Source organism: Collinsella sp. An2 (assembly GCF_002160065.1).
GTDB lineage: Bacteria > Actinomycetota > Coriobacteriia > Coriobacteriales > Coriobacteriaceae > Limicola.
In genome coordinates, this window is the sequence record NZ_NFJW01000001.1 from 103,396 (window position 1) to 127,799 (window position 24,404).

Here is a 24,404-nt window from a genome sequence, read left to right on the forward strand (position 1 = left end):
AGATGGGTGGCGCCGATGGATCCGATGTGGGCGGCGGTCTTGGTACTTGTGGCCATAGCGGCCGCCGCGGCGGTGGTCGCGGCTGCGCTCGTCGCGCGCTCGTCGCGCGAGGGCGCCCGCATGGCCGATGACGCTGCACGCGCAGCGGCTTCTGCCGAGCGCGCGGAGGCGGCGCTCCAGGCCATCGGCTCGTCGTTTGGTCAGGTGCAAGCCTCCGTTTCCGCCCTTGCTCGACATGCCACCGGCTCGTCGGCAATCGACCAGGAGCGATTCGATGCGCTTTCGCGCGAGTTTGCGCGCACCAACGCCAAGCTCGATGACGTGCGGCGCGAGGTGCAGGCGCAGCTGGGACAAAATCGTGAGGCGGTCGACGCACGTCTTGCGGAAGTTCGCGCAGCGGTCGATCGTCAGCTGGGGGCGATTCGTCAGGACAACGCGCAACAGCTCGACCGCATGCGTGCCACCGTAGACGAGAAGCTCCAGGCCACGCTGGAGAACAGGATCGCCCGGTCGTTCAAACAGGTGAGCGACCAGCTTGAGGCCGTCTACCGAGGCCTGGGCGACATGCAGGGGCTGGCTGCCGGCGTGGGCGACTTGAAGCGCGTGCTGGGCAACGTCAAGACCCGCGGCATACTCGGCGAGGTCCAGCTGGGGTCGCTGCTTGCCGATATCCTGGCGCCCGATCAGTACGTGCAAAACGTGGTCACCAAGCCGGGGAGCACCGAGCGCGTGGAGTTTGCCGTGCGCATTCCCATGGCGGACGGAGAGCCGGTGCTGCTGCCCATCGATGCAAAGTTTCCAGGCGATACCTACGATCGCCTTCGCACGGCGGTCGATGCGGCCGACGCTGCTGCCGTTGCCGAGGCGCGGCATGCGTTGGAGCAGCGCATCAAGCAAGAGGCACGCGATATCGAGCAAAAGTACATCTCGGTTCCCGAGACGACGAATCTCGCCATCCTCTTTCTGCCGTTTGAGGGCCTCTACGCCGAGGTGGTCAATATACCGGGCCTGCTCGAGAGCCTGCAGCGCGACTATCGGGTGAGCGTCGCCGGGCCTTCGACCATGGCTGCGGTCCTCAATAGCCTGCAGATGAGCTATCAGACCTTTGCGTTCCAGCGCCAGGCGGACGAGATTCAGCGGGTGCTCGCTGCGGTCAAAGCCGAACTGCCGCGCTACCAGGCCGCACTTCAGAAAGCCTACGACCAGATCAATCGCGCGGGCTCGACGGTGGAATCCATCATGACCACCAGGACCCGCGCCATGGAGCGCAAGCTGCGCTCGGTGACCGCGCTCGACGATTCCACGGAGGCGGAGCGCGTGTTGGGGGTCGACGGCGAACGTGATTGGGAAGAAAGCGGCCTGCTCGCACCCGATGCGACGGTTGCGGACAATGGGGAGGGCGATGTCTAATGCCGCGTGAGACCAACGCTGCAAAGCGCGAGCGAGCAATCGAGGTTTGCGAGCGTTTGAATCGACGCTATGGTCCGGTCGAGTGTTTTCTTGATCACGAGAACCCGTTTCGACTCGTTATCTCGGTGCTGCTGTCGGCGCAGACCACCGACGCGCAGGTGAGCAAGGTCACGCCGGAGCTCTTTCGCCGCTGGCCCACGCCCGAGGCTATGGCGAGCGCAACGCCTGCAGAGATCTCTGAGGTCATCAAGTCGCTTGGCTTCTATAAGACCAAGGCGAAGCACTGCGTCGAATGCGCCCAGATGATCGTAGCCGACTACGGCGGACGCGTGCCCGCCGATATGAAGGAGCTCGTGAAGCTGCCCGGCGTCGGACGCAAGACGGCAAATATCGTGCTTAACGTGGGATATGGCATCGTAGACGGCATTGCGGTGGACACCCACGTGAACCGTATTGCCCACAGGCTTCGCCTCTCGCCGAAGACCCACGAAAAGGAGCCGCTTAAGACCGAGCAGGACTTGCTGAAGATTCTGCCGCGCGAGTATTGGACGAACGTGAACCATCAGTGGATCATGCTCGGCCGCGAGATCTGCTCTGCGCGCAGCCCTAAATGTGGCGAGTGTCCGCTGGCGGACATCTGTCCGAGCGCTCAGTAGGGGTCCTGCCCGGTAGGGCCCCTGCGTTTTTGTGGGCCCCCTCCTGTTGTCTGCGCTCTGTTAGCTTTTGGCGCACATTTTATAAACCTTCTGCTGGCAATCGAAAAGAATCGGTAAGAGAGTGTCAGCTCTATGCAAAGGATGCTCGCGCAGCCCTTTTGAGGTCCTGCATGCTCGCTATAGTCGTTGCTGCTACATGCGGGAACCCGAGATGGAGCTGCTGGTTTCGTCGATGATCCTCTCGGTCCGCACCCCCTGGTTGCAAAGAGAAGATTGGAGCATCGGTGAAGAAGGAAACGGTCGTTCGCGCCGCGATTGAGCGCGGCGTGTCGCGCAGGCAGTTCTTCGGCATTCTCGCCGGGATGGCGGGTATGGCCACGGTTGCCAGCATGGGTCTTACGGGCTGCGATGACGGCGGCAGCGCCGCGCCCGACGTCGACTACAACGCGATGTCGCTTGAAGACCTGATTGCCCAGGCCAAGGAGGAGGGCGAGGTCCAGTCCGTGGGCATGCCCGACACCTGGGCCAACTGGGTCGAGACCTGGCAGGACATCGAGGCCGAGTACGGCATATCCCACGCCGACCAGGACATGTCCAGCTCCGAGGAGCTCTCCATGTTCCGTGAGGAGGGAACCGACGGCACCAAGGATATCGGCGACGTGGGCCAGTCCTGGGGTCCGGTTGCCGAAGAGCAGGAGCTGACTCTCAAGTACAAGACCAGCTACTGGGACGAGATTCCCGACTGGGCCAAGGATGACGACGGCGACTGGGTCGTGGGCTACTACGGCACCATCTCCATCATGTCCAACGACGCCAACGTTCCCGAGCCGCCGACAAGTTTCCAGGACCTGCTCGATGGCGATTACAACGTCTGCGTGGGCGACGTGACCGCTGCCGCCGTGGCTCAGTATTCCGTGCTCGCGGCTGCCAGCGCGCTCGGTGGCGGTATCGATGACATGCAGCCCGGTTATGACTTCCTGCAGCAGCTGGCCGAGGCCGGGCGTCTCGACGTTTCCGATGCGTCGCTCGCCCGCATCGAGTCCGGCGAGATCGACGTCTGCCTCAACTGGGATTACAACTCCCTCAACTATCGCGACCAGATCGTGAGCAACAATCCCAGCGCATCCTTCTCGGTGAACATCCCGACCGACGCTTCGGTGCGTTCTGGATACTGCACGATCATCAATAAGAACGCGCCGCACCCGGCTGCCGCCTGCCTCGCTCGCGAATACATCCTGTCCGACGAGGGCCAGATCAATCTTGCGCGCGGCTACGCGACCCCAATCCGAGATGTCGAGCTGCCTGCCGACGTCCAGGCTCTGCGCCTGCCGGACTCTCAGTACGGAGACCAGGTTCAGAGCGTTGACGAGAGCGTCTGGAGCGGTGTGAGCCAGGACATGATCACCTGGTATCAGGAGAACATCATTCCGATTCTGGGCTAGCCCCGCGCACATCGAGGGTATCTGGGGGCGGGCGCGATGCGGCCGCCCCTCGTAGGTGAGGAGTGCATTATGCAGCAGACTGCTGTCATGGGACAGCAGGAGGCGGAGTCTGCGCAGACGACGACAAAGGCGTTGCCCCGTCGTCGCCCGTGGCTCGGCTATCTGGCGATCGTCCCGTTTTTCTTGGTCGTGGCGCTGTTCGAGATCATGCCGCTTCTGCAGCTCGCGCTGAACAGCGTGATCGGCCGCGACTCCGAGGCGTTGGGCCTTGAGAACTTTATCCGCGTTTTCACCACCCCGCTTTATCAGCAGTCCATCTGGAACAGCGTCTGGATTAGCCTGCTGTCCGCGGTGGTGGGCATCGTCGTGGCGTTTCTTGCCGCGCGCTTCTGCTCCGACGCGAGCCCGCGCGTTCAGAACGCCTTCACGATGATCTTGAACATGATGTCGAACTTCTCCGGCGTGCCGCTGGCGTTTGCCTTCATGATCCTCATGGGCAACTCGGGCGTGCTGACGCTCATTGGCCAGAACTTCGGCATCCCCTTTTTAGCCGACTTCAACCTGTACGGCTCCGAGGGGCTCGTGCTCATGTACATCTATTTCCAAATTCCGCTGGCCACGCTGCTGCTGATTCCGGCGTTCGCGGGCATTCGTAAGGAGTGGCGCGAGGCTGCGACGATTCTGCGCGCCTCCACCTTCGACTACTGGTTCCGGATCGTCATCCCCAATCTCATGCCGTCGATTCTGGGAACCCTGTCGGTGCTGTTCTCCAATGCGCTCGCTGCGTATGCGACTGCCTATGCGCTCGTGATGAATAACTACGCCTTGCTCGCGCTGCAGATCACCTCGCGTTTTAAGGGTGACGTCCAGACCGATGCCGCCACCGGCGGCGCCCTCGCCATGGTGCTCATCGCGCTCATGGTCGCCTGCACGCTCATCAACAACTACTTCACGCGCCGCGCCGCGAAGGGAAGGGAGCTCGTATGAGCAAGGCTGCTTCTGTTGCCGGCGGCAAGAAGACATCGCTTGCAGGCAAGATCTTCCTGGCTGTTGTCGCCATCTACCTGTTGGTCCCGTTTGTGACCACGTTTATCTATTCGCTCTTTGTCGAGTGGACCGATATCCTGCCCTCAGGATTCACGCTGCGTAACTACATCGAGCTGTTCAGCAACATGACGTTTTGGAGCTCGATCGGCCGTACGCTCATTCTGTGCATCGTGAGCGTGGCGATCACGATCGTGCTCATCCTGCTTGCCATGTACGTGGTTGTGGCGGTGAACCGCAAGTTCGCGGGCGCGATGCAGTTCCTCTGCATGATTCCCTACGCGCTGCAGGGCGTGATCTTGTCCATTGGCATCATATCGCTCTATACCGGCACCGGCACGATTCTCTCCAACCGCATGTTCATGCTCTTTGGCGCCTACACGATTCTCGTGCTGCCCTATATCTACCAGGGTATTCGCAACGCGCTCAACTCCATCGACGCCGAGATGCTCATTCAGGCGGCTGAGATGCTGGGCTGCGGTCGCTTCCGCGCCTACGTGCAGGTGGTCCTGCCCAACATCCTGTCGGGCATTCTCGTGTCGAGCCTGCTTGCCGAGAGTATCATCTTCGGCGACTTCGTGCTTGCCAACAACATCGCCGGCACCAACTACCAGAACATCCAGGTGTTTCTGCAGGCCAACATGGACGTTTCCAGCGGCCTTTCGAGTGCTATCGTCGTTGTCATCTTTGTGGTGGTGGCACTGGTCACCGGAATCGTGCTGAAGCTCCAGGGTGCATCCCGCAAGAGCGTAAAGGAGTAGCTCACCATGGCTTACATTGAGTTTCACGACGTCGTCAAGCGTTTCGGTGACAACACCGTGCTTGACCATATCAACTTCGGGATTGAGAAGGGCGACCTTGTGACCCTGCTCGGTCCGTCGGGCTGCGGCAAGTCCACGCTGCTGCGGTGCCTCTCCGGTCTGGAGCAGGTGACCGAGGGCAAGATCATCCTGGACGGTGCCGACGTCACCAATGTGCCGGCATCCAAGCGCAACATCGGCATGGTGTTCCAGCAGTACAGTCTGTTCCCCAACATGAATGTCGAGCAGAACATTGCCTTCGGCCTCAAGATGCAGAAGGTCCCGACCGACCAGATCGCCGAGAAGGTCGCCCGCGCCGTGGACATGGTCGAGCTCAAGGGCAAGGAGAAGATGTATCCTGCGAACCTGTCTGGTGGCCAGCAACAGCGTGTAGCACTTGCCCGCTCGATTGTGACCGAGCCCAAGGTCCTGCTGCTCGACGAGCCGCTGTCGGCCATCGACGCCAAGCTGCGTCGCGCCCTGCAGTCCCGCATCCGCGAGATCCAGCAGGAGCTGGGCCTGACTTCGATCTTCGTGACGCACGACCAGGACGAGGCCATGGTCATGTCCGACGTGATCCAGCTGTTCCATGCCGGCCGCATCGAGCAGGCGGGCAGCCCGGTCGATGTCTACACCAAGCCGATCTCCGAGTTTGCCGCGAGCTTCATCGGCAGCTACAACCAGCTTACGGCCGCTGAGTTCGCCGACTTGACCGGCGAGCGCGTGGACGCCGGCAACGTGGTTGCCGTGCGCCCGGAGACCATCGGTATCTCCACCGAGGAGCCCGAGGCAGACGACGCCTACGTGCTCAAGGGCATGGTCGTGGGCAGCATGCCGCGCGGCAATGTCCTGCGCTACACCGTGCGGACCCGTACCTCGGTGTTGCGCGTCGACGTGCTGTTCCGGAGTTTCCATATGTTCAACGACGGCGAGACGGTGTATCTGGCGCTGCCAAAGCACGACTGTCTGGTTATTCCGGCGGCTGCGTAGGCCAGGCGTTTGTACGCACACCCCGCGATGAGGAGTCATCATGATCAGCGACCAACAGGGCTTGCCGCGGCCTCAAGACATGCCGCGCTTCAAAGGTAACCTGCACAGCCACACCACCAACTCCGACGGATGCCTGACGCCCGCGGAATCTGTGCATGCGTTCCGCGAGCGCGGGTACCAGTTTCTTTGCCTGTCCGAGCACGACCTGTTCACGGACTATTCGGGCGAGTTCGATCGCGAGGATTTCATCATCCTGCCCGGTGTCGAGGCATCGGCCTATCTCTATGCGGACGAGGCCCACACCGCGCGCCTGCGCTGCCACCATATGCACGGCATCCTGGGCACCGACGATATGGTTGCGGCCGCGCCCAAGCGCTTCACGCACATGGAGCGGCTAGAGCCGAAGGCGTACGTGGGGAGCTGGGACGGGCTCGCCGTCGCGCGCGAACTCGGCGAGGAGCTCGCTGCGCACGGGTGTGCGGTCACGTACAACCATCCCATCTGGAGTCGCATCGAGCCCGAGGACCTGATGGGTCTCGACTGTGCCTTTGGCATCGAGGTGTGGAACTACGACACGGTAAACGAGTGTGCGCTGGGTGCCGATACGGTCCATTGGGACATGCTGCTGCGCCGCGGGCTGCGCGTGGGCGCGATTGCTGCCGACGACAACCACAACCCCGGGACGTTTGATGATGCATTCGGCGGCTGGGTCGTTGCGTGCGCGCCCGAGCTGACGCGCACCGCCGTGGTGCAGGCGCTGCTCGACGGGCGCTACTACTCGAGCGCGGGCCCCGAGGTGCGCGGCTTCGGCGTCAAGGACGGGCGCGCCTGGGTCGAGTGCAGCCCCTGCGAGCGCGTGAATATGATCTGCGGCGGCCCGATTGGTGTGGGGGAGACCCGCATCGCCCCTGCGGGCGAGCCGCTGGAGCGCGCTGAGTTCACGCTGCGCGGTACCGAGGCCTACCTGCGCTTCGAGTGCGTCGACGCGAACGGCCGCACGGCCTGGACCAACGCCCTTCGCTAGTACATCTCCAGGTTGTAAGCGCGGCAGCCCCGCTTGTCATTCGGGCAAGCGGGGCTGCCGCGCGCAGATTGCACTTTGACCGGGATGCGAACGCTGAATATACAAGCGTAAATCGCTCAGGTGCGGCGCGGGGTACCGAACAAGGCCAAGTGTGTGTAAGAATCGGCGTTTTGTACGACTCAATTTGCTGTCAGGATCAGATTGGGTTTGAAGCGCAGAAAAACACCAGGTAACGAATTGCATAAAATCGCGTAAAACTGCATAACATAATTTGGTCGTACAAAACGCCGACTTTTACACACAAAGGCACTTCAAATCTGCCGCAACAGACCTCCATTCGTTTTGCGCAGGGCGTGGTGGCGGCCAATCAAAGGGCATGCGTGGGCCACCGCGCATGCTACGATACAGCCATCGAACATCGTTACCCGCCCGGACTCGTTTCGGGCGGGTATTTGTCGTGGGAAGGCGTCGCCTTATGCTCATCCACCGTATCGCTGCACAGCTCTATACCGCCGAGGGGCTACGCGTCATCGAAGGCGCACTCGATGATGGCAAGGATGCCACACTTGCTGTGTCGCAGTCCGGGCGCACGCTCATTTTGGCGGCGCAGTTTGCTCGCCATCCACGGCCGACGGTCTATATCGTCTCGGGCGAAGACGCTGCAGACCGCGCGGCACGGGCGCTTGCAGCATACGTCGGCCTCGAGCATGTTGCGCGCTACCCCGAGCGCACCGACCACCCTTGGCGCGACACGCAGCCGAACGATGCCGTAGTTGCCGCGCGCTGTGCCGCGCTTGGCCGCATTGCCCAGGGTGAGCCGTGCATCATGGTGGCCTCGGCGCGCGCCCTTCTGCGCTGTGTCCCCCCGCGTGAGAGCCACTATTGGAAGCAGCTCCGCCTTGCCGTGGGCGAGGAGGTCCCCTTTGAGGATATTCCGCGTCGTCTTGTAGGCATGGGATACACCAACGCCGGCGCCGTGGATACGCCGGGCCTTTTCCGGGTGCACGGCGATTCGGTCGACGTCTTTCCCGCACAGTCGACGGCTCCCGTGCGCATCGAGTTCTTCGGCGACGAGATCGACCGCATCCGTCGCATGGTGGTGTCTACGGGGCAGACCATCGGTGACGAAGACGGCATAGAGATCTTCCCTTGTCGTGAGCTTGCTCTCACCGATGATGCCGTTCGGCGTATCAAGGCGGCGCTTTATCAGCCGGCACAGAACGATACCGAGCTCGCGGCGCTACTCGAGCTCGTAGACGCCCGAATCGCCACCCCCGAGCTCGACCGATATCTACCGTTGCTCTACGAAAGCACGGTGAGCCCGCTCGCGCACGTGAGCAACGACGCCTCGGTGGTGCTCTCCGAGCCGCGGTCGCTGTTCGACGACTGCACCCGAGCCTACGAGGACTTGGAACGCCGGGCGGGCGAGGCGAAGGTCGCGCGTCTGGACGGATTGTTCGTGCGCCCGCAGCAGCTGGATTTTGGCCATCAGCAGCGGCTAAACTTCGTGTCGCTCATTCGCGCGGGCGGCGCGGTCACGGCTGAGCTTAAGATCGAGCAGCCAGCTATCGCCGGCTCGGACACGCGCTTCATCTCGCGCGTGAAGGAGGTCACGGCGAACCGTTTTGCCTGCGTGTTTGCGGCTCCCGACCGCGGCGCGCGCGAGTCGCTTGAGCTCTCGTTTACCGACGAGTCCATTCCCTTCGAGGAGTCCCTTACGCAGGCGCCGGAAAACGCGGGCGTCGTAGGCGATGCGGACGTCCAGGTAACCCTGCTCAAGCGCGACGTCGACAGGCTGAACGCCCGTCCTATTGTCGATGCGTCGCCGTCCTCTGGAGCAGACGGCAACGTCGGGCGCACGCAGGACACCTCTGTGTCTCAGCGAAGCCATATCGCGGTGCCGACGCTTACGCGCGGACGCGTGACGTTTGTCGATGCGCCGATCGCCTCGGGCGTCGTGGTGCCCGAGGCGCATCTAGCGGTCTTTTCGATCGCGGACCTCAACGCGCGCATGGACGCGCGACGCGGTCACCACGCACGCCGGCGCGTGGACGTGACGGAAGTCACCTTCCCCTTTAAGCCGGGCGACTACGTGGTGCACGCGACGCACGGCATCGCGCACTTCACGGATATCGTGCGTCAGGAGGTCGGCGGCAAGGAGCGCGACTACTTCCTGCTGGAGTACGCCGACGGCGACAAGCTCTACGTGCCCCTCGAGCAGGTCGATCGCATCACGCGCTACGTGGGTCCGGACGGCGAGAACCCGCGCCTCACTCGTCTGAACACGGCCGACTGGTCGCGTGCGACCAAGAAGGCGCGCAAGAGCGCCAAGAAGCTTGCGTTCGACCTGGTTGACCTCTACACGCGGCGCAGCTCCATCACCGGATTCGCCTGCCCGCCCGACACACCCGAGCAGATTGAGATGGAGGAGAGCTTCCCCTACGAGCCTACGCGTGACCAGCTTGAGGCCATCAACGACATCAAAGCCGATATGGAGGCTCCCAAGCCCATGGATCGCCTGCTGTGCGGAGACGTTGGCTTCGGCAAGACCGAAGTCGCCCTGCGCGCCGCATTCAAGTGCGTCGACTCCGGCCGCCAGGTCATGGTGCTTTGTCCCACGACCATTCTGGCGCAGCAGCATTACGAAACCTTCTTCGAGCGCTTTGCCCCCTTTGGCGTAGAGGTCGAGGTGCTGTCGCGTTTTCGTACGCCCGCGCAGCAGAAGCGCGCCCTTGCGGCGTTTGCGGAGGGCAAGCTCGACGTGCTGGTGGGCACGCATCGCCTGCTGTCGAGCGACGTGAACCCGGCGAATCTCGGTCTGGTGATTATCGACGAGGAGCAGCGCTTTGGCGTGCAGCACAAAGAGCAGCTCAAGAATCTGCGCGAGCAGATCGATGTGCTCACGCTCTCGGCGACGCCTATTCCGCGTACCATGCAGATGGCCATATCGGGCGTGCGCGATATGAGCCTCATCACCACGCCTCCCACGGGACGCCGTCCTGTGGCGGTACATGTGGGCGAGTACGATCCCGACGTGGTGAGCGCCGCCATTCGGTTGGAGCTTGGGCGCGGCGGGCAGGTCTACTACGTTTCCAACCGCGTGAAGACCATCGACGATGCGGTGGACCGCGTGCACGAGGCCGTTCCCGAGGCACGTGTGGCCGTGGCGCACGGCAAGATGAGCCCGCGCGAAGTCGAAGACGTCATGGTGCAGTTTGCGACGGGCAAGGTGGACGTGTTGGTGGCGACCACCATCATCGAGAGCGGCATCGACAACCCGCATACCAACACGCTCATCATCGAGGACTCGCAGCGTTTGGGCCTCGCGCAGCTCTACCAGCTCAAGGGGCGCGTGGGTCGTTCGGCGACACAGGCCTACGCCTACTTCATGTTCCCCGGCGAGATTCCTCTCACGCCGGAGGCGACCGAACGTCTGACGGCGCTCTCGGAGTTTCAGGACCTGGGCAGCGGCATGCGTATCGCCATGCGTGACCTCGAGATTCGCGGTGCCGGCTCGCTTGTGGGTGCCGAGCAGCATGGCAACCTGTCGAGTGTGGGCTTCGACCTGTTCACGCAGATGCTGGGGCAGGCCGTGGCCGAAGCGCGTGGCGATGCCGGGGCCGACGTCGAGGAGTCCGGTGTGACCATCAACCTGCCGGCCGACTTCTATTTGGACGAGGAGTATCTGCCGGCGGTGGACAAGCGCGTGCTCGTGTATCGAAAGCTTGCCGCGGCCGAGGACCTGGCGCAGGTGGATGAGGCGCAGGAAGAGCTGGAGCAGACCGCAGGCGCGTTGCCGTTGGCTGCGCAAAACCTGTTCGATCGCGCGCGCATTCGCATCCGCGGCGGGCGCCTGGGACTGGAGAGCGTGGCGCTTACCGGCGGACGGCTGGTCTTCCAGGGGGTCGACGTGCCTAAGAAGGTTGCGTTCGACCTGCGTGACCGTTTGGGAGCGGTGCATTTTCCCAAGACGCGGAAGCTCTCGATTCCCTACAAGGCCGGTGCCGGTGGAGGCTCCGGTGTAGGACGCGGGCTGAACGCCAACGACGAGCGCGGCCCGGTTGCGGCGGCGCTTATGGTGCTCGAGCAGCTTGGAGCTTCGGGCGACGATGACTAGCAACGAGGAGTAGCGCCGCGGCCGGCGCCGTCCCCTTGGCGCCTCATGGGCGTCTAGGGCGGTGTCGGTCGCAGCTGCTAGGGGCACGTGTCTGCGCGTGTCTGTTTGCTGTGGCGTGTCGATATGGGGCGGGCGGCGCCTTGCGAATGCTCTCGTTCGCAAGGCGCCGCCGTGCTCTAAAGAAAGATTTCGGCGATTTTGTTCCGATGTCTGCATATTGCCGATGCTAAAAGAAAGAATCAGCGATTTTTTTCTTTTAGACATGTCAAATTCAAACCTAAAAGAAAAAAATGGCGAATTCTTTCTTTTAGGGAGGATACAATGTGCGGTATCTGAAAAACGAGCAACAAGAGGCTCGCGATTAGGAGAAGGCCAATGGCGTACCGCACTCTTGAGAAAACGCTACATGCTGATCGTTCATCCGAGCGCTTTGAGCATCATGACGAACTGTTTCGACAGCGATTTACCAGTGAGTCGACGTTCAGGACGGGCATTTTGCTCGACACGGGAGAGCTTTTCCTTGCGGTGCCTCGTGAGTTGTCGGTCGTTAACGAGCAGGTACTTCGCCGAGAGCGTCGTGTCTCAGCACTTTGGCGTGGTCTGCCAACTGTGGCGCTCTGCCCATTCATTCGATCGCTCATTATGGACGAAGTTGTATACAGCAACGAAATCGAAGGGGTCCACAGTACACGTCGTGAAATAGAGCTGGCGCTCGACCAGGCGCAAAGAGACTCTTCTGTGTTAAAAAACGTTGCGACCAAAGAGCACGCGCCGTTTATAGAGTTTGCAAAGCTCTATTTGGGATTGACCGAGAATCCCAAGCCGCCGCAAACACTGCAGGATATTCGAAATATCTACGATGCGGTTGTGAGCGATGCTCTCGATTCGAGGGATCGGCTAGGCGACTCTTTGTTTCGTACGGGTCAGGTGGTAGTTGAGCGTGCAGATGGTAGAGTGCTCCATACGGGTGTTGCCCCCGAGCAGAAAATCGAGGACATGCTTACACAGTGGCTGGAGTTGTCTGAGCGCGACGATATGCCTGAAACCTACCGTGCGATTCTCTGCCACTTTCTCTTTGGGTACATTCATCCGTTCTACGATGGGAACGGGAGGACCGGCCGCTATCTGTTGTCGCTGCAGCTGAGTGAGCCGTTGTCACAGCCTACCGTTCTCTCGCTTTCACGGACTATTGCAGAAAATAAGGCTGCATATTATCGCGCTTTCGATACGACGGAAAGGCCGCTCAACCGCGCCGAAGGAACTCATTTTGTATTGACAATGCTGGGGCTTGTTGCCGAGGCCCAGGAAGACCTTATTGCCAATTTGGAGGAAAAACGCACGTTGCTGCAGCTGATCGAGGATAGGCTCAAAGCATGCGAGGGGAGGGTTTCTCAGCGAGCGCTGGACGTGCTGTATTACGCAGCGCAAATGGAGGTGTTCGACGCTTTTCAAGAGACGAGGATGTCTGAAGTTGTTACTTGGCTTGGCGTGAGCGTCCCGACCGTTCGTCGCGCATTTGACGAACTTGTCTCCGAAGGGTTGCTTGTTAGGGTGTCCAAGCGTCCGCCTGTGTTTCGTTTAACGGAACAAAGCAGGGGGCTGTTGGGACTTACGTCAAGGTAGCAGGGATCTATCCCGCGGCAAGCATGACCACGATAGGAATGGTTACGATTGCGCGCTCGATGCCGGAATGAGGGTACTGCGGCACATATGCTGAGGGCGTAGGCCCATTAATGCTTTCGCGCGCTTGACAGGCCGCTATTGGAGGACAGGATCAAATTCGGTACGGCGATTGGGCTGACGAGAATAAGGGCGCGGATGGCTGTCAGGAGGTCCGCGCCCTTCGGGAAAGGGGAGGTGTTAGATTTCGTCGATGGGGTACATGGGGCGCATGATGCGTTTGAACTTAATGAGCTTGGTGTTTTGCGGAGTGGCGCCGTCGGTAAGCGACATGACTGAAAGCGCGCCTGCTGCTTTAAGCTCGGGATGGATATAGCCCTGCTTCACCACAATCACCTCAAAGTCGCGCCAAGGAACGCCGCAGGCATCTAGTTGGTGCTCTTCAACAAAGGAATGATTGTTGTCGGTAATCACGATCCACACGGGTCGGTCAACTATTTTTACCGTGGCAAGTGGACCATAATCGCCATGCTCTCCGTACATGTGCGTGCCTTCTTGACGACCGTGTGCCACGATTTCCACGTCAAGTTCAATAGGGCTAGATAGCTCATCGAGCGCCATGCCCAGAGATATTTTGCAAGTTGTTCCAACCGCGAACTCACCGAGCTTATGGCAGGTGTTGTCATCATGAATTGCGGCGAATAGGACCTTTTGATCGAGGTTCTGAATTTCAAGTACCTGCTGCAGCACAAAGGTGTTTGCACCCATGGCTCCCGATGTTACGTTGTCCCCCGAATCGGTGATAAACGCGGGCCTCCCTTTGCAGGCAAGTGCCATGGCAAGGGCTTCGTCGGGTTCTGCGGTGGTGCCGGTGTAGTGGAACTCGTGACGGCGCTCCCATACAAAGGACGCGAGCTCATCCGCTGCATGTTCCGCCGTCTCGGCGTAACGCGGGTCGCTGGGGATTACTACGACACCGCAACCCGCTTCGGCACAGTCGTGACGCAGATATCCTACATGCCATGATGCCGAGAGGATGCGCGGGTCCTCTTCCAAATGGTTCATGAAATCGTTGATGGAGCGTACCGGTTCGTCCGTTGAAACGCTTTGCTCTCCTCCCAATATAAGGGGAAGCTTGCGATAGACAGGTGTCACGCGGCAGGGCTGTTCGATAAAGCGAATGAGCTCGCGGCAGGTGCGTTGGACGGTTTCGGCGATGTCGGTATGCGGAGCTTCACGATAGCTGCGGATGAAAGTGCAGTTGTGCACGTATTCCTCGGTAAGGTTGCCGTGCGGGTCACAGGCGACAGCTATGGGGAGATAGGGTCCTACCATCTGGCGAATGGCGGCAAGCAGGTGCATCTCTCCCGAGCCGATGCACTCAACGTAGCTCGCGCCGTGAAGGTGCAGGTAGATACCATCAAGGTCGGCGAGGTTCGTACGGATGCCATTTAGGATGGTCCCCTCGATATGGTCAAAGCAGCGTCGACGCATGACCCCAGAGCAGGCGGCGTCGGCGCAAATCGTGGGGACGACCTCGATGTCGTCACGATCGAAAACATCTCCCAGTTGCATGTGCGTGAGAGAATCTGCTCCATATGACATTGCCACGTCTTCGATATCACACATCATGGGTACGTGCTCGTTCGCTTCTAGGGTGAACTTTCCTACGAGAATTTTCATTTGCCGCCTTTCTCGCATGATTTCCAGCATGTTTGACATGATATAACAACAATTAACAAATTTGTGTTATCTCTCAAAGGTATTTTGATAGCCTTCTGTCTTGTTTGACGGGTACACTACACTTGAGCAACGGAATTCTGTACATCTCGGAGTATTGCGATGAAAATTGTTGAGCGTCGTCAAGCGATTATGCGCGAGCTGCGCGATAAAGGTCGGGCTGATATCGTTAAGCTGGCTGAAGAGCTCAATGTATCCAGCATGACGATCCGCCGAGACCTCAAACTTCTAGCAGAGAACGGCACGGTTTCGATATCGCAAGGTGAGGCCGTCTTGAGCGATGGGACGCTACAAGAATTCAATATGACCTTCAAGCATCAAATCAATCTTGAAGAAAAACGGCGGATAGCAAAAAAAGCAAGTGAATACGTTAAAGAGGGAGAGTCGGTGTTCCTTGATGCTGGTACGACCGTAAAGGAGTTGGCTCCGCATCTCAGTAGGTTTAAGAACATCAATATCGTGACAGACTCGCTACTCGCCGCTAATGCACTTACAAGAATTCACGACAGCTCAAGACTCATCATGTGTCCTGGTGAGTTTCGCGAGATGTCCATGGGTTTCTTTGGCCCGCTGACTGACGAATTCATTCGCAAATTCAAGATCGACGTCCTCTTCCTCAGTACCGAAGGGATTGATCTTGATGGGGGCATATCCCTGGTTGATGTTATAGATGGACATACAAAGCGCGTCTTGATTGAGCAGTCCAAGAAAGTGATTTGTCTTGCAGATAGCTGTAAGTTCGGGACGTCTTATTTCTATAGGGTGGTTCCACTCGATAAAATCGATGTCTTCATTACAGACTCTGCGCTCGACGACCATGTGTATGACGAATATGTCCAAGCTGGTCATGCCATTGTCCGTGTTTAAGAAACGTTGATGGATGTGACGAGTAACACCCTGAGAACAACCTAGAAACCGTTCACCGAGTTTTTCAAGTGCAATAAAAGCGCAGGTAATATCCAGTTGGCAACCGTTCGCCGACTTCATTAGCCATAGAGTTGAATTAACAAAATATAACAAGATAATAGTAAATGTCTGTTATAACCTGTTAATCATCAACGGGTTATTGGTCACAGATGTGGGGTGCTTGCGATATGCGGGCATCGGGCAACGGGACCTGTCAGAAAAGCTGGACAAGCTTGGAACGCGTCAATCCAGCGAAGGGCTACGAGAAGGGGGAGTGGCAGTTCCGAAATCGCAAGCAAGCTGCAACGCATCTAGATGTGACAGGAGGAATCATGGGCAAATATACCGAGATGTCCAAGCAAGTATTGGAAAAGGTTGGCGGCGTAGAGAACATCACGCTTGTGGAGCGGTGCACTACACGCCTGCGTATTCATTACGCCCAGAAGTCCAAGGTTGACGTTGAAGGTCTTAAGAAAATCGATGACGTATTGGGAGTAGTTGATAAGTCGGGCCAGGTTCAAATCATCATCGGTCCTAAAGTCAACGATGCCATGAACGACTTCCTTGAGGTGTCCGGTTGGCAGCCAGGTGAGGGTGGCGTGCGCGTTGTCGAGGACGAACCTGAAGATAAGAACTTCATGTACTACCTCAACAAGTTCGGTAATGCATGTGCGGCCGTTTTTATGCCCATCATTCCGGCGCTTATCACTGGCGGCTTGATTCTTGCCATCAAGAATCTTCTGGTTAACTATTTTGGCCTTGGAGTTGATTCGGGAACTGCGAAAGTCTGTCTTGCGATTTTCGATGCAGGCTTCTCAATGTTGCCGGTCTGGATTGGCTGGACGCTCGCCAACCAGCTTAAGATGGAGCCCATTATGGGCGGCTTCTTGGGCGCCGTGCTTGTCAATGCGTCGATTAGTGGCGTTGAGGGCTTGGATTTCTTGGGCATTTCAATTCCCACGGTGACATACACTTCAAGCGTTATGCCTGTCGTGCTCGGCGTAATTTTTATGTATTGGGTCGACAAGATTTTGAAGAAGATCATTCCCGAGATGTTCATCTTCTTCTTGAAGCCGCTCCTCACGATGATTATTGTCGTTCCGATTACCCTGATTGTTCTTGGTCCGCTGGGTACTGAGTTTTCTGGTGCGGTTGGCGCGGCCATTATGTGGCTTTTCAATACTGCTGGTATTATCGCTCTTCCAATTTGTTCTGCTCTGTATCCATACATGGTCATGCTCGGCCTCGACAAAGCTCTTACTCCGCTTATGGCCGAGAGCATCAACGTGCTTGGTTATGATCTGTTCGCTATGCCTATGGGTTTCATTTCGAACATTGCAATTGGCGGTACCGCTCTTGCTGTGGCATTGGCCCAGAAAGATAAGGGTATGCGTGGCATGATTGCTTCCTTTGGAGTCACGGCGCTCTGCGGAGTTACCGAACCTGCATTCTACGGATCGCTGATTATGCGTCCTCGCGTTCTTGTCGGTACGGCTATCGGCGCACTTGCCGGTGGCGTTGTCGGTGGCATTTTTGTTCTGAAGAATTATGTGGTCGGTGGCTGCCCTGGTTTCCTGTCCTTCCTGTATTTCCTGCCGCCAGACGGATCGATGAACAACGTGATTCTGGCGATTATCGCGGGAGTAATCGCCATGGTGGTGGCTTTCCTGGCAACAACGGTCATCATCAAGAAATTCGGCGGTGCTGAGGTCGCTAAGTAGCTTCTTCGGAATCTTTTTTTATTGAGTTACCTAGAGTTTTATCTAAGCCATCTATTTATACGATACACGGCATCTTCGGACAGGATGATGGTCATGAACGTGTTGGTTGCACAATTTGTTACTGAGTCAAACGAACACATTCCACAGATGACGACGCTTGATTCCTATGATTTGCGATTCGGTGCTGATGCAACTTCGCAAATGAATATGGGGTCAGTGTTTGAAGATGCCGGCGTCGGTGTCATTCAATCGGTGTATGCAAACGGTTTTTCCGGTGGGGTGGTTGAGCGCTGTGCTTTCGATTACATCGAAGGGAGAATTCTTGCAGATGTTCGAGAGCATATTCAGGAAATTGATGGCATGTTTCTTCACCTCCATGGAGCAAGTGAGGTTGAGGGGATAGGGTCCGGTGACCATCATATTCTGCATGCAATTAGGGATATCGTGGGGCCGTATCTTCCCATTGTGGTTGCGTGCGACCCCCATGGCAATCTTTGCAAAAGCTATGTATATGACGCCACGGTAATTCGCAGCTATCGTGAGAGCCCGCACACCGATCTTGCAGATACAGTTAAACGGTGCTGCAGCATTCTTGTTGACCTGTTGAATCACCGTCAAAATATTCGTCCAGCCTACCGTAAGCTTCCGCTTATCTTGGGCGGCGAGCAGAGTGTTTCAGCTGATGAGCCAGTGCGTTCGATCAATGCTTACATGGACGAGATGGAGCAGGACCCACGTGTACTTTCTGCTTCTTGGCATGTTGGCTATATTCGTCACGATACTGACGTTGCTGGCTGTGGGGTCGTAGTGGTGCCAGCAACCGAGGCAGACCAGGGATACGCTGAAGAAAAGGCCGACGAGCTTGCGGCATATGTATGGGATCGTCGGCACGTGTTTCATTACACTGGGCTTACCCAAGAACCCGGTGAAGCTCTTTCCACTGCCTGCTCATGTTTGACAGGGACAGCGTTCCTGACCGATTCCGGTGACAATGTGACTTCCGGCGCTATGGGAGCGAATACGCTAGTGCTCCGGCAGGTGCTTGCGAGCAAGGAAGCTGTTGGAAAGAAAGTTCTGTTCGGCGGTATCACCGATGCAAAAACAGCTGCCCAGATTGCTTTTGCAAATATTGGCGATCGAATGCACATTTCGCTCGGTGCAGGATATGACGAGCTTTCGGCACCTGTAGAGCTTGACATCCAAATTAGATCGCGTGGAAGGCTCGAGGGTTTCATGGGCTATATGGGCGATTACGGAGAGGGCGAGGTCGTATCCGTTGAAGGTGCCGACGGTCCCTCTATTGACATAATCGTGCTTCCCTATGGGCACACCATGGTTGAACTTCATCAATTTGCCTCGCTAGGGGTTGAGTGTTCAGATTATGACCTCGTGGTTGTCAAACAGGGGTACATTTTCCCTGAATTAAAGGAGCTGGCCGAGCGTAGTGGGGCTCTCAGTGTAATGTCGCTTACTGAAGGGGCTACGTATCAAAACACCGCGAAGCTTCCGCTTAAGCGCATCATGCGTCCAATGTTTCCCATAGATGACATGTAATTGAATGATAGTCCGCTGCGTGCCTCCCAATTCATTTGGGAGGCGTCGCTGGGGGCAACTTGGCTCCCCGTTGCTCGCTGAGTTGCCCCTATCGACGCCTTGTGTCGCAACGGTTTGCGAAAGCTTTAGAAGAAAGGAACCGCTATGTCTGCAGACGCATTTCTCTGGGGAGGCGCTACTGCTTCGTATCAGTGCGAGGGAGCATGGAACGAAGATGGTAAAGGCCTGGGTGAGTGGGATGTGTTCTCTCATGGGAATCCGCTGAATATTAACGGGGCAACGGGGGACGTTTCGTGCGACTTCTACCATCATTTTCGAGAGGATATCGATATGATGGCTTCAGGTTCCCAGAACACATTTCGTTTCTCCATCTCCTGGTCGCGCATCTTGCCGGAGGGAACCGGAAAGGTGAACGAGAAAGGGATCGATTTTTATAACAGCGTTATCGACTATTGCCTGGAGAAGGGTCTAGAGCCGAATGTAACGTTGTTCCACTACGATCTTCCCAATGCCATTGCCGAAAAAGGTGGTTTTGCGAACCGTGAGACCATCGATGATTTTGTGGCGTACGCAAGGGTGTGTTTTGAGGCGTTTGGCGATCGCGTGAAGCTTTGGGCAACTATCAACGAGCCACGCTACTACGCTTACTGTTCAAATATGGTCGGAAATTACCCGCCCAATCACAGCCTTGATTTTGATCGCTATTTTAAGGTGTGCTATCACGAGGCCGTGGCAAGCGCAAAGGCCGTTGCACTGTACCATTCTATGGGCCTTACGGGTCAGATTGGTATTGTAATTGATTCATGTAACGTAGAGACTTCTCCGGAGACGCGAGAGCCAGAGCTTATCAAGCTTAAGGCGGATCTGTTTTATGATCAGCTCGTTCTGGATACCTCCATTCGAGGCGAGCTTCCTGGAGCACTCGTTCCTTTCCTGCGTGAAAACGATATCGACACCTCGTATATCAAGTTTGAGGATATGCTCACCTTCCAGCGCGGCAAAATCGATTTCCTTGGTCTAAATGTTTACAACCGTATGTACCTCACCGATTACTCGGAAGGCGAGACAGAAGTCTTTCACAACAATCGAGGTGCCTGGTCCAAGAAAAAGGAAGGCATTCGAATTAAGGATTGGTTTGAAACGACAGACGATCCGAATACCAAGAGAAATCTTTGGGGCCGTGAAATTTATCCCAAGTGTATGTATAACGCTCTGATGGAGATAAGGGGTCGTTACGGCGACATCCCGGTCTATATCACCGAAAACGGACATGGCTGCTATGAGACGCCTGGTCCTGATGGTCGTGTAGAAGATGATGACCGCATTGATATGATGCAGGGCTACATAGATAACATGATTAAGGCGATGGATGACGGTTGTAATGTGAAGGGATATTACGCTTGGTCGCCCATGGATTTGTATAGTTGGGTCAATGGATATGAAAAGCGATACGGCCTGGTTTATGTTGACTTTGATGACCCGGCGCGTCCGCGAACTCCCAAGAAAAGTTATTACTGGTATAAGCAGCTCATTGAAGATTACCGTCATGATCGCGAATCGCAGTAAATAAACGAATCAAGCAAAGCGCCCGCCGGCTAATCTTTGCTTGTTGGTCGGCGGGCTTCTCAGGAGATGGCTGGTGGATGGAGGTGCGATGCGATGAAGGTGCTGGTCGGTCAGTTCATCACCGAATCGAACGCGAACATTCCTCTTAAGAATAATGTCGGCTCTTTCAAGATGCTGTTTGGAGACGATTGTATTGACGGAATGCATATTCGTGAGGTGTTTGAGCAAAGGGACGTTGAAATTGTCCCCTCTATCCTTGCCGATGCGGGCGCTTCTGGCGTGATCGAGCGGGCGGCTTTTGAATATATAGAGCATGAATTCGTAAATGCGGTGCGCACCCACATCCACGAGATTGATGGCATGCTGCTTATGCTGCATGGCGCGAGCGAGGTGGACGGTGTTGGTTCTGGCGACCATCACATCCTCAACGCTATTCGTGAGGTGGTTGGAGAGTACTTGCCTATTTTTGTGGTGTGTGACCCACATGGAAATTTGTGCGAGAGCTACGTTCGTCAGACCACGCTCATCAGAAGTTATCGTGAGAGTCCCCACACAGATAGCATTGCTACCTTACAGAAGGTGGCAGGCTGGCTCTGTGATTTCTTGCTCAATCGTCAGAATATCCATTCGGTCTACCGAAAGCTTCCTCTCATTCTGGGGGGCGAGCAGAGTGTTTCGACTGATGAGCCTGTTCGTTCTATTAATTCCTACATGGACAAGATGGAGAAAGATCCCCGAATCCGCAGTTGCTCATGGCATGTGGGTTATATTCGCCATGATTCAGATGTTGCGGGTTGTGGCATTGTAGTGGTTCCCCAGAACGAAGCGGACCAGGGATATGCCGAGCAGAAGGCAGATGAGCTTGCGGCATATGTGTGGGATCGTCGACACGAGTTTCATTACACTGGAGTGGCCGCAATGCCGGATAGAGCGTTCGAAATGGCGCTGGCATTCGGTGGCCAACCAGTGTTTATTACCGATTCTGGCGACAATGTGACTTCAGGCGCTACAGGATGGAATACATATATCCTCCGTCAAGCAATCGAGCGTGCAGAAAGCAATGTAGGCCTAAATAGGCGTTTGCTTTTTGCCAATATATGCGATCCAGTCTGCTATGACGTTTTGAGTGGGCTTGACGAAGGGGATTCGGCACACATCTCGCTTGGTGTGGGGTTTGATGACATGTCTCAGCCGGTCGAACTTGATGTTCACGTTAGGTCGCGCGGACCTTTGCGGGGATATCTGCATCACCCTCATGATGCCCACTACGGTGATGCGGTGGTGGTATCTGTTGACGGGATGCCGATTGATGTGTCTGTAGCCAGTACGCGTCAGGCAATGTGCGAGCGTCATCAGTTCGAGGCTGTTGGACTCAACTGGGGAGACTATGATGTCGTGGTAGTGAAGCAGGGATATTTGTTCCCAGAGCTCAAGGAGGCTGCAGCGTTTTCTGTAATGTCGCTTACCTTGGGCACCACGCCCCAGGATACGAAAATCATACCGTTCAAACGCATATTGCGTCCCATGTACCCAATAGACGATATCTGAGTTACGTCAGTGCCTGCTCCGCGATACCGGGAGAGATGCGGGCGTACGAGTGATAACAACCCGGCGTACTGCGTCGGCGAGTGCTGCACAGAAAGGAAACCTTATGGGAACGTATAACGTCGAGCTCAAAAAGGTCGAAGAGCCCGCGCGTGATTGCACGTTGCAGCCGGTGATGCTCACCGACGAAACGATGAACGAGCGTGTGGAAAAGGTTCTCGCCGGCATGCGCGAGCGCTCCCTTGATCAGCTGGTTGTGTATTGCGACGTTGAGCATTCTGGCAATTTCGCCTACCTTACCGGCTTTTTCTCGCGGTTCGAAGAGTCACTGCTGATCATTCGTGCCGACGGGACCATGAACCTTGTGCTGGGAAATGAGAACCTCAACAAGGCGTCGAAGGCACGTGTTTCTGCCTCGGCGACGCACGCGCCGATGCTGTCCTTGCCCAACCAGCCGGATTCCGTGCAGAGGCCTCTGAGCGATCTGCTGCGTGAGGCGGGCATAGCTCCAGGATGCCGCATGGGCGTTGTGGGATGGAAGCACTTCACGTCTCCCGCCGTAGACACCGACGAGGCGTTTGACGTGCCGGAATTCATCATGCGGGCCCTGCGCGACGCGGTCGGTCCAGAGGGTCGGCTGATTCCCGCATCCGATATCTTTATCGGCGAGGGTGGAGCGCGCACAACAAACAATGCCAACGAGATTGCGCATTACGAGTTCGGCGCGTCGCTTGCGTCCGACTGCATGCTGGATGCTCTGGATGCCCTTGAGCCCGGTGTGACCGAGATGCAGCTGGGCGATAAGCTCGCGCGGTTTGGCCAGCATACGAGTGTCGTGACCATCGCTGCGAGCGGTCCTCGCTTCGTGAAGGCAAACATGTTCCCAACCCAAAACGAGGTCAAGGTCGGCGACCCCATTTCGCTGACGGTTGGCTATGCCGGCGGGCTGTCCAGCCGTTCCGGCTTTGCCGTTGCGGACAACGATCAGCTGCCGGCGGACCAGGGCTCGTGGCTCGAGCGAGTAGCAAAGCCGTATTTCGCCGCCTACGCGCATTGGCTTAAGACCATTTGCATCGGCATGACGGGCGGCGAGCTGTTTGCCGAGGTCGACCGGGTATTGCCACGCTCGGAGTTCGGCTGGACGCTTTGCCCGGGGCACCTGACGGCCGAGGAGGAATGGCTCTCATCCCCGGTCTACGAAGGGTCCACCGAGACGCTGCGAAGCGGCATGCTGTTCCAGATCGATATCATCCCTTCGGTTCCGGGGCTTGGTGGCGTGAGTGCCGAGAGCACCGTCGCGCTGGCGGACGCGGGGCTGCAAGATAGCATTCGCGAGCAATACCCCGCCCTATGGGAGCGCATCCAGAGCCGTCGCCAGTATCTGGAGAGCGTTCTGGGTCTCACGCTTTCGGCCGACGTGCTGCCCCTTTGCTCGACGGTTGGATATCTGCGCCCCTTCATGCTCGATCACGAGAGGGCATTCGTTCTGAGCTAAAAACTACGGTACGATGTATTTTGACGCCGCCCGCCCGACACCAGCGTGACGTGCCGGACGGGTGGCGTCTAGGCATCGACGATGGATGAACGGGCGGTGTGACCGCCATATCGAAAGGATGTAGCCATGGGGCTGTTCGACAAATTGATGGGTAAGGCGAAGACCTCGGGCGCCCCACAGGCAAGCTCCGCGCCTGAGCCGGTGAGTACTCAGACGGCGCAGGACGTGTTGTGCGCTCCGGTGTCGGGACGACTCGTTGCGCTCGAAACCGTTCCTGACCCCGTGTTTGCCCAGGGCATGTTGGGCAAGGGGTGTGCAATCTGGCCGGACGGACATGTGGTGTATGCTCCTGCGGCGGGCGAAGTGACGGTCGCCATGGGCCACGCCATGGGACTCAAGACGGACGACGGCATCGAGGTGCTGGTGCACGTTGGCGTGGACACGGTGGGGCTGCAGGGCGAGGGTTTTACGGCCCATGTCTCGCAGGGTGATCACGTAGTTGCAGGCCAGCCGCTCTTCTCCTTCGACCGCAAGGTCATCGCCGACGCTGGTTACGAGGACTGCGTGATGCTTCTCGTCTCCAATACCGCAGAGTTCTCGGACGTTATCGTCACGGTGGACCTGGAGCCTTCCGTGGCCGCCGGTGACGCCGTGGTCAAGGTCGTTCGGTAGACGTCCTGCGCGCTGGTCGACAGCTGTAGCTGCGATCGCTTCCCGGCAGTTACGTGCGTCGAACGGAAGTTACGTGCGCCAGCTGGCAGTTACGAGCACCGG

The 24,404-nt window shown here is 57.5% G+C and carries 17 protein-coding genes; 16 read left to right on the forward strand and 1 reads right to left on the reverse strand.

Annotated features, from left to right (window positions below; translation table 11 throughout):
* Positions 1-15: 15 nt before the first annotated feature.
* The 9 genes from rmuC (at position 16) to B5F33_RS00515 (ending at position 13,106) form a co-directional block, all read left to right on the forward strand.
* Positions 16-1,410: a DNA recombination protein RmuC gene (gene rmuC, locus B5F33_RS00475; RefSeq protein WP_239284631.1), complete on the forward strand. Its 1,395-nt coding sequence runs from the start codon at positions 16-18 to the stop codon at positions 1,408-1,410.
* On the forward strand, positions 1,410-2,066 hold the full coding sequence (gene nth / locus B5F33_RS00480) for an endonuclease III (RefSeq protein ID WP_087409836.1): 657 nt from the start codon (positions 1,410-1,412) through the stop codon (positions 2,064-2,066). The genes rmuC and nth overlap by 1 nt, the downstream gene beginning before the upstream one ends.
* A 284-nt stretch (positions 2,067-2,350) precedes the next feature.
* Positions 2,351-3,508, forward strand: coding sequence for an ABC transporter substrate-binding protein (locus B5F33_RS00485; protein ID WP_239284633.1), 1,158 nt, complete (start codon positions 2,351-2,353; stop codon positions 3,506-3,508).
* 69 nt (positions 3,509-3,577) lie between these two features.
* On the forward strand, positions 3,578-4,495 hold the full coding sequence (locus B5F33_RS00490; protein ID WP_204214312.1) for an ABC transporter permease subunit: 918 nt from the start codon (positions 3,578-3,580) through the stop codon (positions 4,493-4,495).
* The gene (locus tag B5F33_RS00495) at positions 4,492-5,313 is read left to right on the forward strand and encodes an ABC transporter permease subunit (protein ID WP_087409837.1); all 822 of its coding nucleotides are present in this window, start codon (positions 4,492-4,494) and stop codon (positions 5,311-5,313) included. The genes B5F33_RS00490 and B5F33_RS00495 overlap by 4 nt, the downstream gene beginning before the upstream one ends.
* Before the next feature lie 6 nt (positions 5,314-5,319).
* Positions 5,320-6,342 (forward strand): ABC transporter ATP-binding protein, encoded by a 1,023-nt coding sequence (locus tag B5F33_RS00500; RefSeq protein ID WP_087409838.1) that lies wholly within the window; start codon positions 5,320-5,322, stop codon positions 6,340-6,342.
* 40 nt (positions 6,343-6,382) lie between these two features.
* Positions 6,383-7,366 carry a hypothetical protein gene (locus B5F33_RS00505; RefSeq protein ID WP_204214314.1) on the forward strand — a complete coding sequence of 328 codons (984 nt, stop codon included), beginning with the start codon at positions 6,383-6,385 and terminating at the stop codon, positions 7,364-7,366.
* A 475-nt stretch (positions 7,367-7,841) separates the two neighbouring features.
* Entirely contained in the window at positions 7,842-11,483 is a 3,642-nt protein-coding gene (gene mfd, locus B5F33_RS00510; RefSeq protein WP_087409839.1) for a transcription-repair coupling factor, read from the forward strand.
* 375 nt (positions 11,484-11,858) lie between these two features.
* Positions 11,859-13,106, forward strand: coding sequence for a Fic family protein (locus B5F33_RS00515; protein ID WP_087409840.1), 1,248 nt, complete (start codon positions 11,859-11,861; stop codon positions 13,104-13,106).
* A 237-nt stretch (positions 13,107-13,343) separates the two neighbouring features.
* On the opposite strand, the gene B5F33_RS00520 is transcribed toward B5F33_RS00515, so the two are convergent.
* Entirely contained in the window at positions 13,344-14,825 is a 1,482-nt protein-coding gene (locus B5F33_RS00520) for a M81 family metallopeptidase (RefSeq protein ID WP_204214316.1), read from the reverse strand.
* A gap of 120 nt (positions 14,826-14,945) precedes the next feature.
* Here B5F33_RS00520 and B5F33_RS00525 point away from each other — a divergent pair, with 120 nt between their 5' ends.
* The 7 genes from B5F33_RS00525 to B5F33_RS00555 all read left to right on the forward strand — a co-directional run bounded on the left by B5F33_RS00525 (position 14,946) and on the right by B5F33_RS00555 (position 24,302).
* Positions 14,946-15,710 (forward strand): DeoR/GlpR family DNA-binding transcription regulator, encoded by a 765-nt coding sequence (locus B5F33_RS00525; RefSeq protein ID WP_087409842.1) that lies wholly within the window; start codon positions 14,946-14,948, stop codon positions 15,708-15,710.
* Between the two features lie 371 nt (positions 15,711-16,081).
* Complete coding sequence (locus B5F33_RS00530) at positions 16,082-17,470, forward strand: PTS transporter subunit EIIC (RefSeq protein WP_087409843.1); 1,389 nt, start codon at positions 16,082-16,084, stop codon at positions 17,468-17,470.
* 93 nt (positions 17,471-17,563) lie between these two features.
* Positions 17,564-19,024 carry a M81 family metallopeptidase gene (locus B5F33_RS00535; protein ID WP_087409844.1) on the forward strand — a complete coding sequence of 487 codons (1,461 nt, stop codon included), beginning with the start codon at positions 17,564-17,566 and terminating at the stop codon, positions 19,022-19,024.
* 144 nt (positions 19,025-19,168) lie between these two features.
* Positions 19,169-20,590: a glycoside hydrolase family 1 protein gene (locus tag B5F33_RS00540; RefSeq protein WP_087409845.1), complete on the forward strand. Its 1,422-nt coding sequence runs from the start codon at positions 19,169-19,171 to the stop codon at positions 20,588-20,590.
* Positions 20,591-20,683: 93 nt separating this feature from the next.
* Positions 20,684-22,138: a M81 family metallopeptidase gene (locus B5F33_RS00545; protein ID WP_087409846.1), complete on the forward strand. Its 1,455-nt coding sequence runs from the start codon at positions 20,684-20,686 to the stop codon at positions 22,136-22,138.
* A gap of 103 nt (positions 22,139-22,241) precedes the next feature.
* On the forward strand, positions 22,242-23,630 hold the full coding sequence (locus tag B5F33_RS00550; protein WP_087409847.1) for an aminopeptidase P family protein: 1,389 nt from the start codon (positions 22,242-22,244) through the stop codon (positions 23,628-23,630).
* Positions 23,631-23,756: 126 nt separating this feature from the next.
* On the forward strand, positions 23,757-24,302 hold the full coding sequence (locus B5F33_RS00555) for a PTS glucose transporter subunit IIA (RefSeq protein WP_087409848.1): 546 nt from the start codon (positions 23,757-23,759) through the stop codon (positions 24,300-24,302).
* The last annotated feature ends 102 nt before the right edge of the window (positions 24,303-24,404 follow it).

Excerpts from the sequence above, each read along its gene's own strand:
- rmuC (WP_239284631.1), top strand. The coding sequence starts at position 16 with ATGGATCCGATGTGGGCGGCGGTCTTGGTACTTGTGGCCATAGCGGCC.
- nth (WP_087409836.1), top strand. The coding sequence starts at position 1,410 with ATGCCGCGTGAGACCAACGCTGCAAAGCGCGAGCGAGCAATCGAGGTT.
- B5F33_RS00490 (WP_204214312.1), top strand. The coding sequence starts at position 3,578 with ATGCAGCAGACTGCTGTCATGGGACAGCAGGAGGCGGAGTCTGCGCAG.
- B5F33_RS00495 (WP_087409837.1), top strand. The coding sequence starts at position 4,492 with ATGAGCAAGGCTGCTTCTGTTGCCGGCGGCAAGAAGACATCGCTTGCA.
- B5F33_RS00500 (WP_087409838.1), top strand. The coding sequence starts at position 5,320 with ATGGCTTACATTGAGTTTCACGACGTCGTCAAGCGTTTCGGTGACAAC.
- B5F33_RS00505 (WP_204214314.1), top strand. The coding sequence starts at position 6,383 with ATGATCAGCGACCAACAGGGCTTGCCGCGGCCTCAAGACATGCCGCGC.
- mfd (WP_087409839.1), top strand. The coding sequence starts at position 7,842 with ATGCTCATCCACCGTATCGCTGCACAGCTCTATACCGCCGAGGGGCTA.
- B5F33_RS00515 (WP_087409840.1), top strand. The coding sequence starts at position 11,859 with ATGGCGTACCGCACTCTTGAGAAAACGCTACATGCTGATCGTTCATCC.
- B5F33_RS00520 (WP_204214316.1), bottom strand. The coding sequence starts at position 14,825 with ATGTCAAACATGCTGGAAATCATGCGAGAAAGGCGGCAAATGAAAATT.
- B5F33_RS00525 (WP_087409842.1), top strand. The coding sequence starts at position 14,946 with ATGAAAATTGTTGAGCGTCGTCAAGCGATTATGCGCGAGCTGCGCGAT.
- B5F33_RS00530 (WP_087409843.1), top strand. The coding sequence starts at position 16,082 with ATGGGCAAATATACCGAGATGTCCAAGCAAGTATTGGAAAAGGTTGGC.
- B5F33_RS00535 (WP_087409844.1), top strand. The coding sequence starts at position 17,564 with ATGAACGTGTTGGTTGCACAATTTGTTACTGAGTCAAACGAACACATT.
- B5F33_RS00540 (WP_087409845.1), top strand. The coding sequence starts at position 19,169 with ATGTCTGCAGACGCATTTCTCTGGGGAGGCGCTACTGCTTCGTATCAG.
- B5F33_RS00545 (WP_087409846.1), top strand. The coding sequence starts at position 20,684 with ATGAAGGTGCTGGTCGGTCAGTTCATCACCGAATCGAACGCGAACATT.
- B5F33_RS00550 (WP_087409847.1), top strand. The coding sequence starts at position 22,242 with ATGGGAACGTATAACGTCGAGCTCAAAAAGGTCGAAGAGCCCGCGCGT.
- B5F33_RS00555 (WP_087409848.1), top strand. The coding sequence starts at position 23,757 with ATGGGGCTGTTCGACAAATTGATGGGTAAGGCGAAGACCTCGGGCGCC.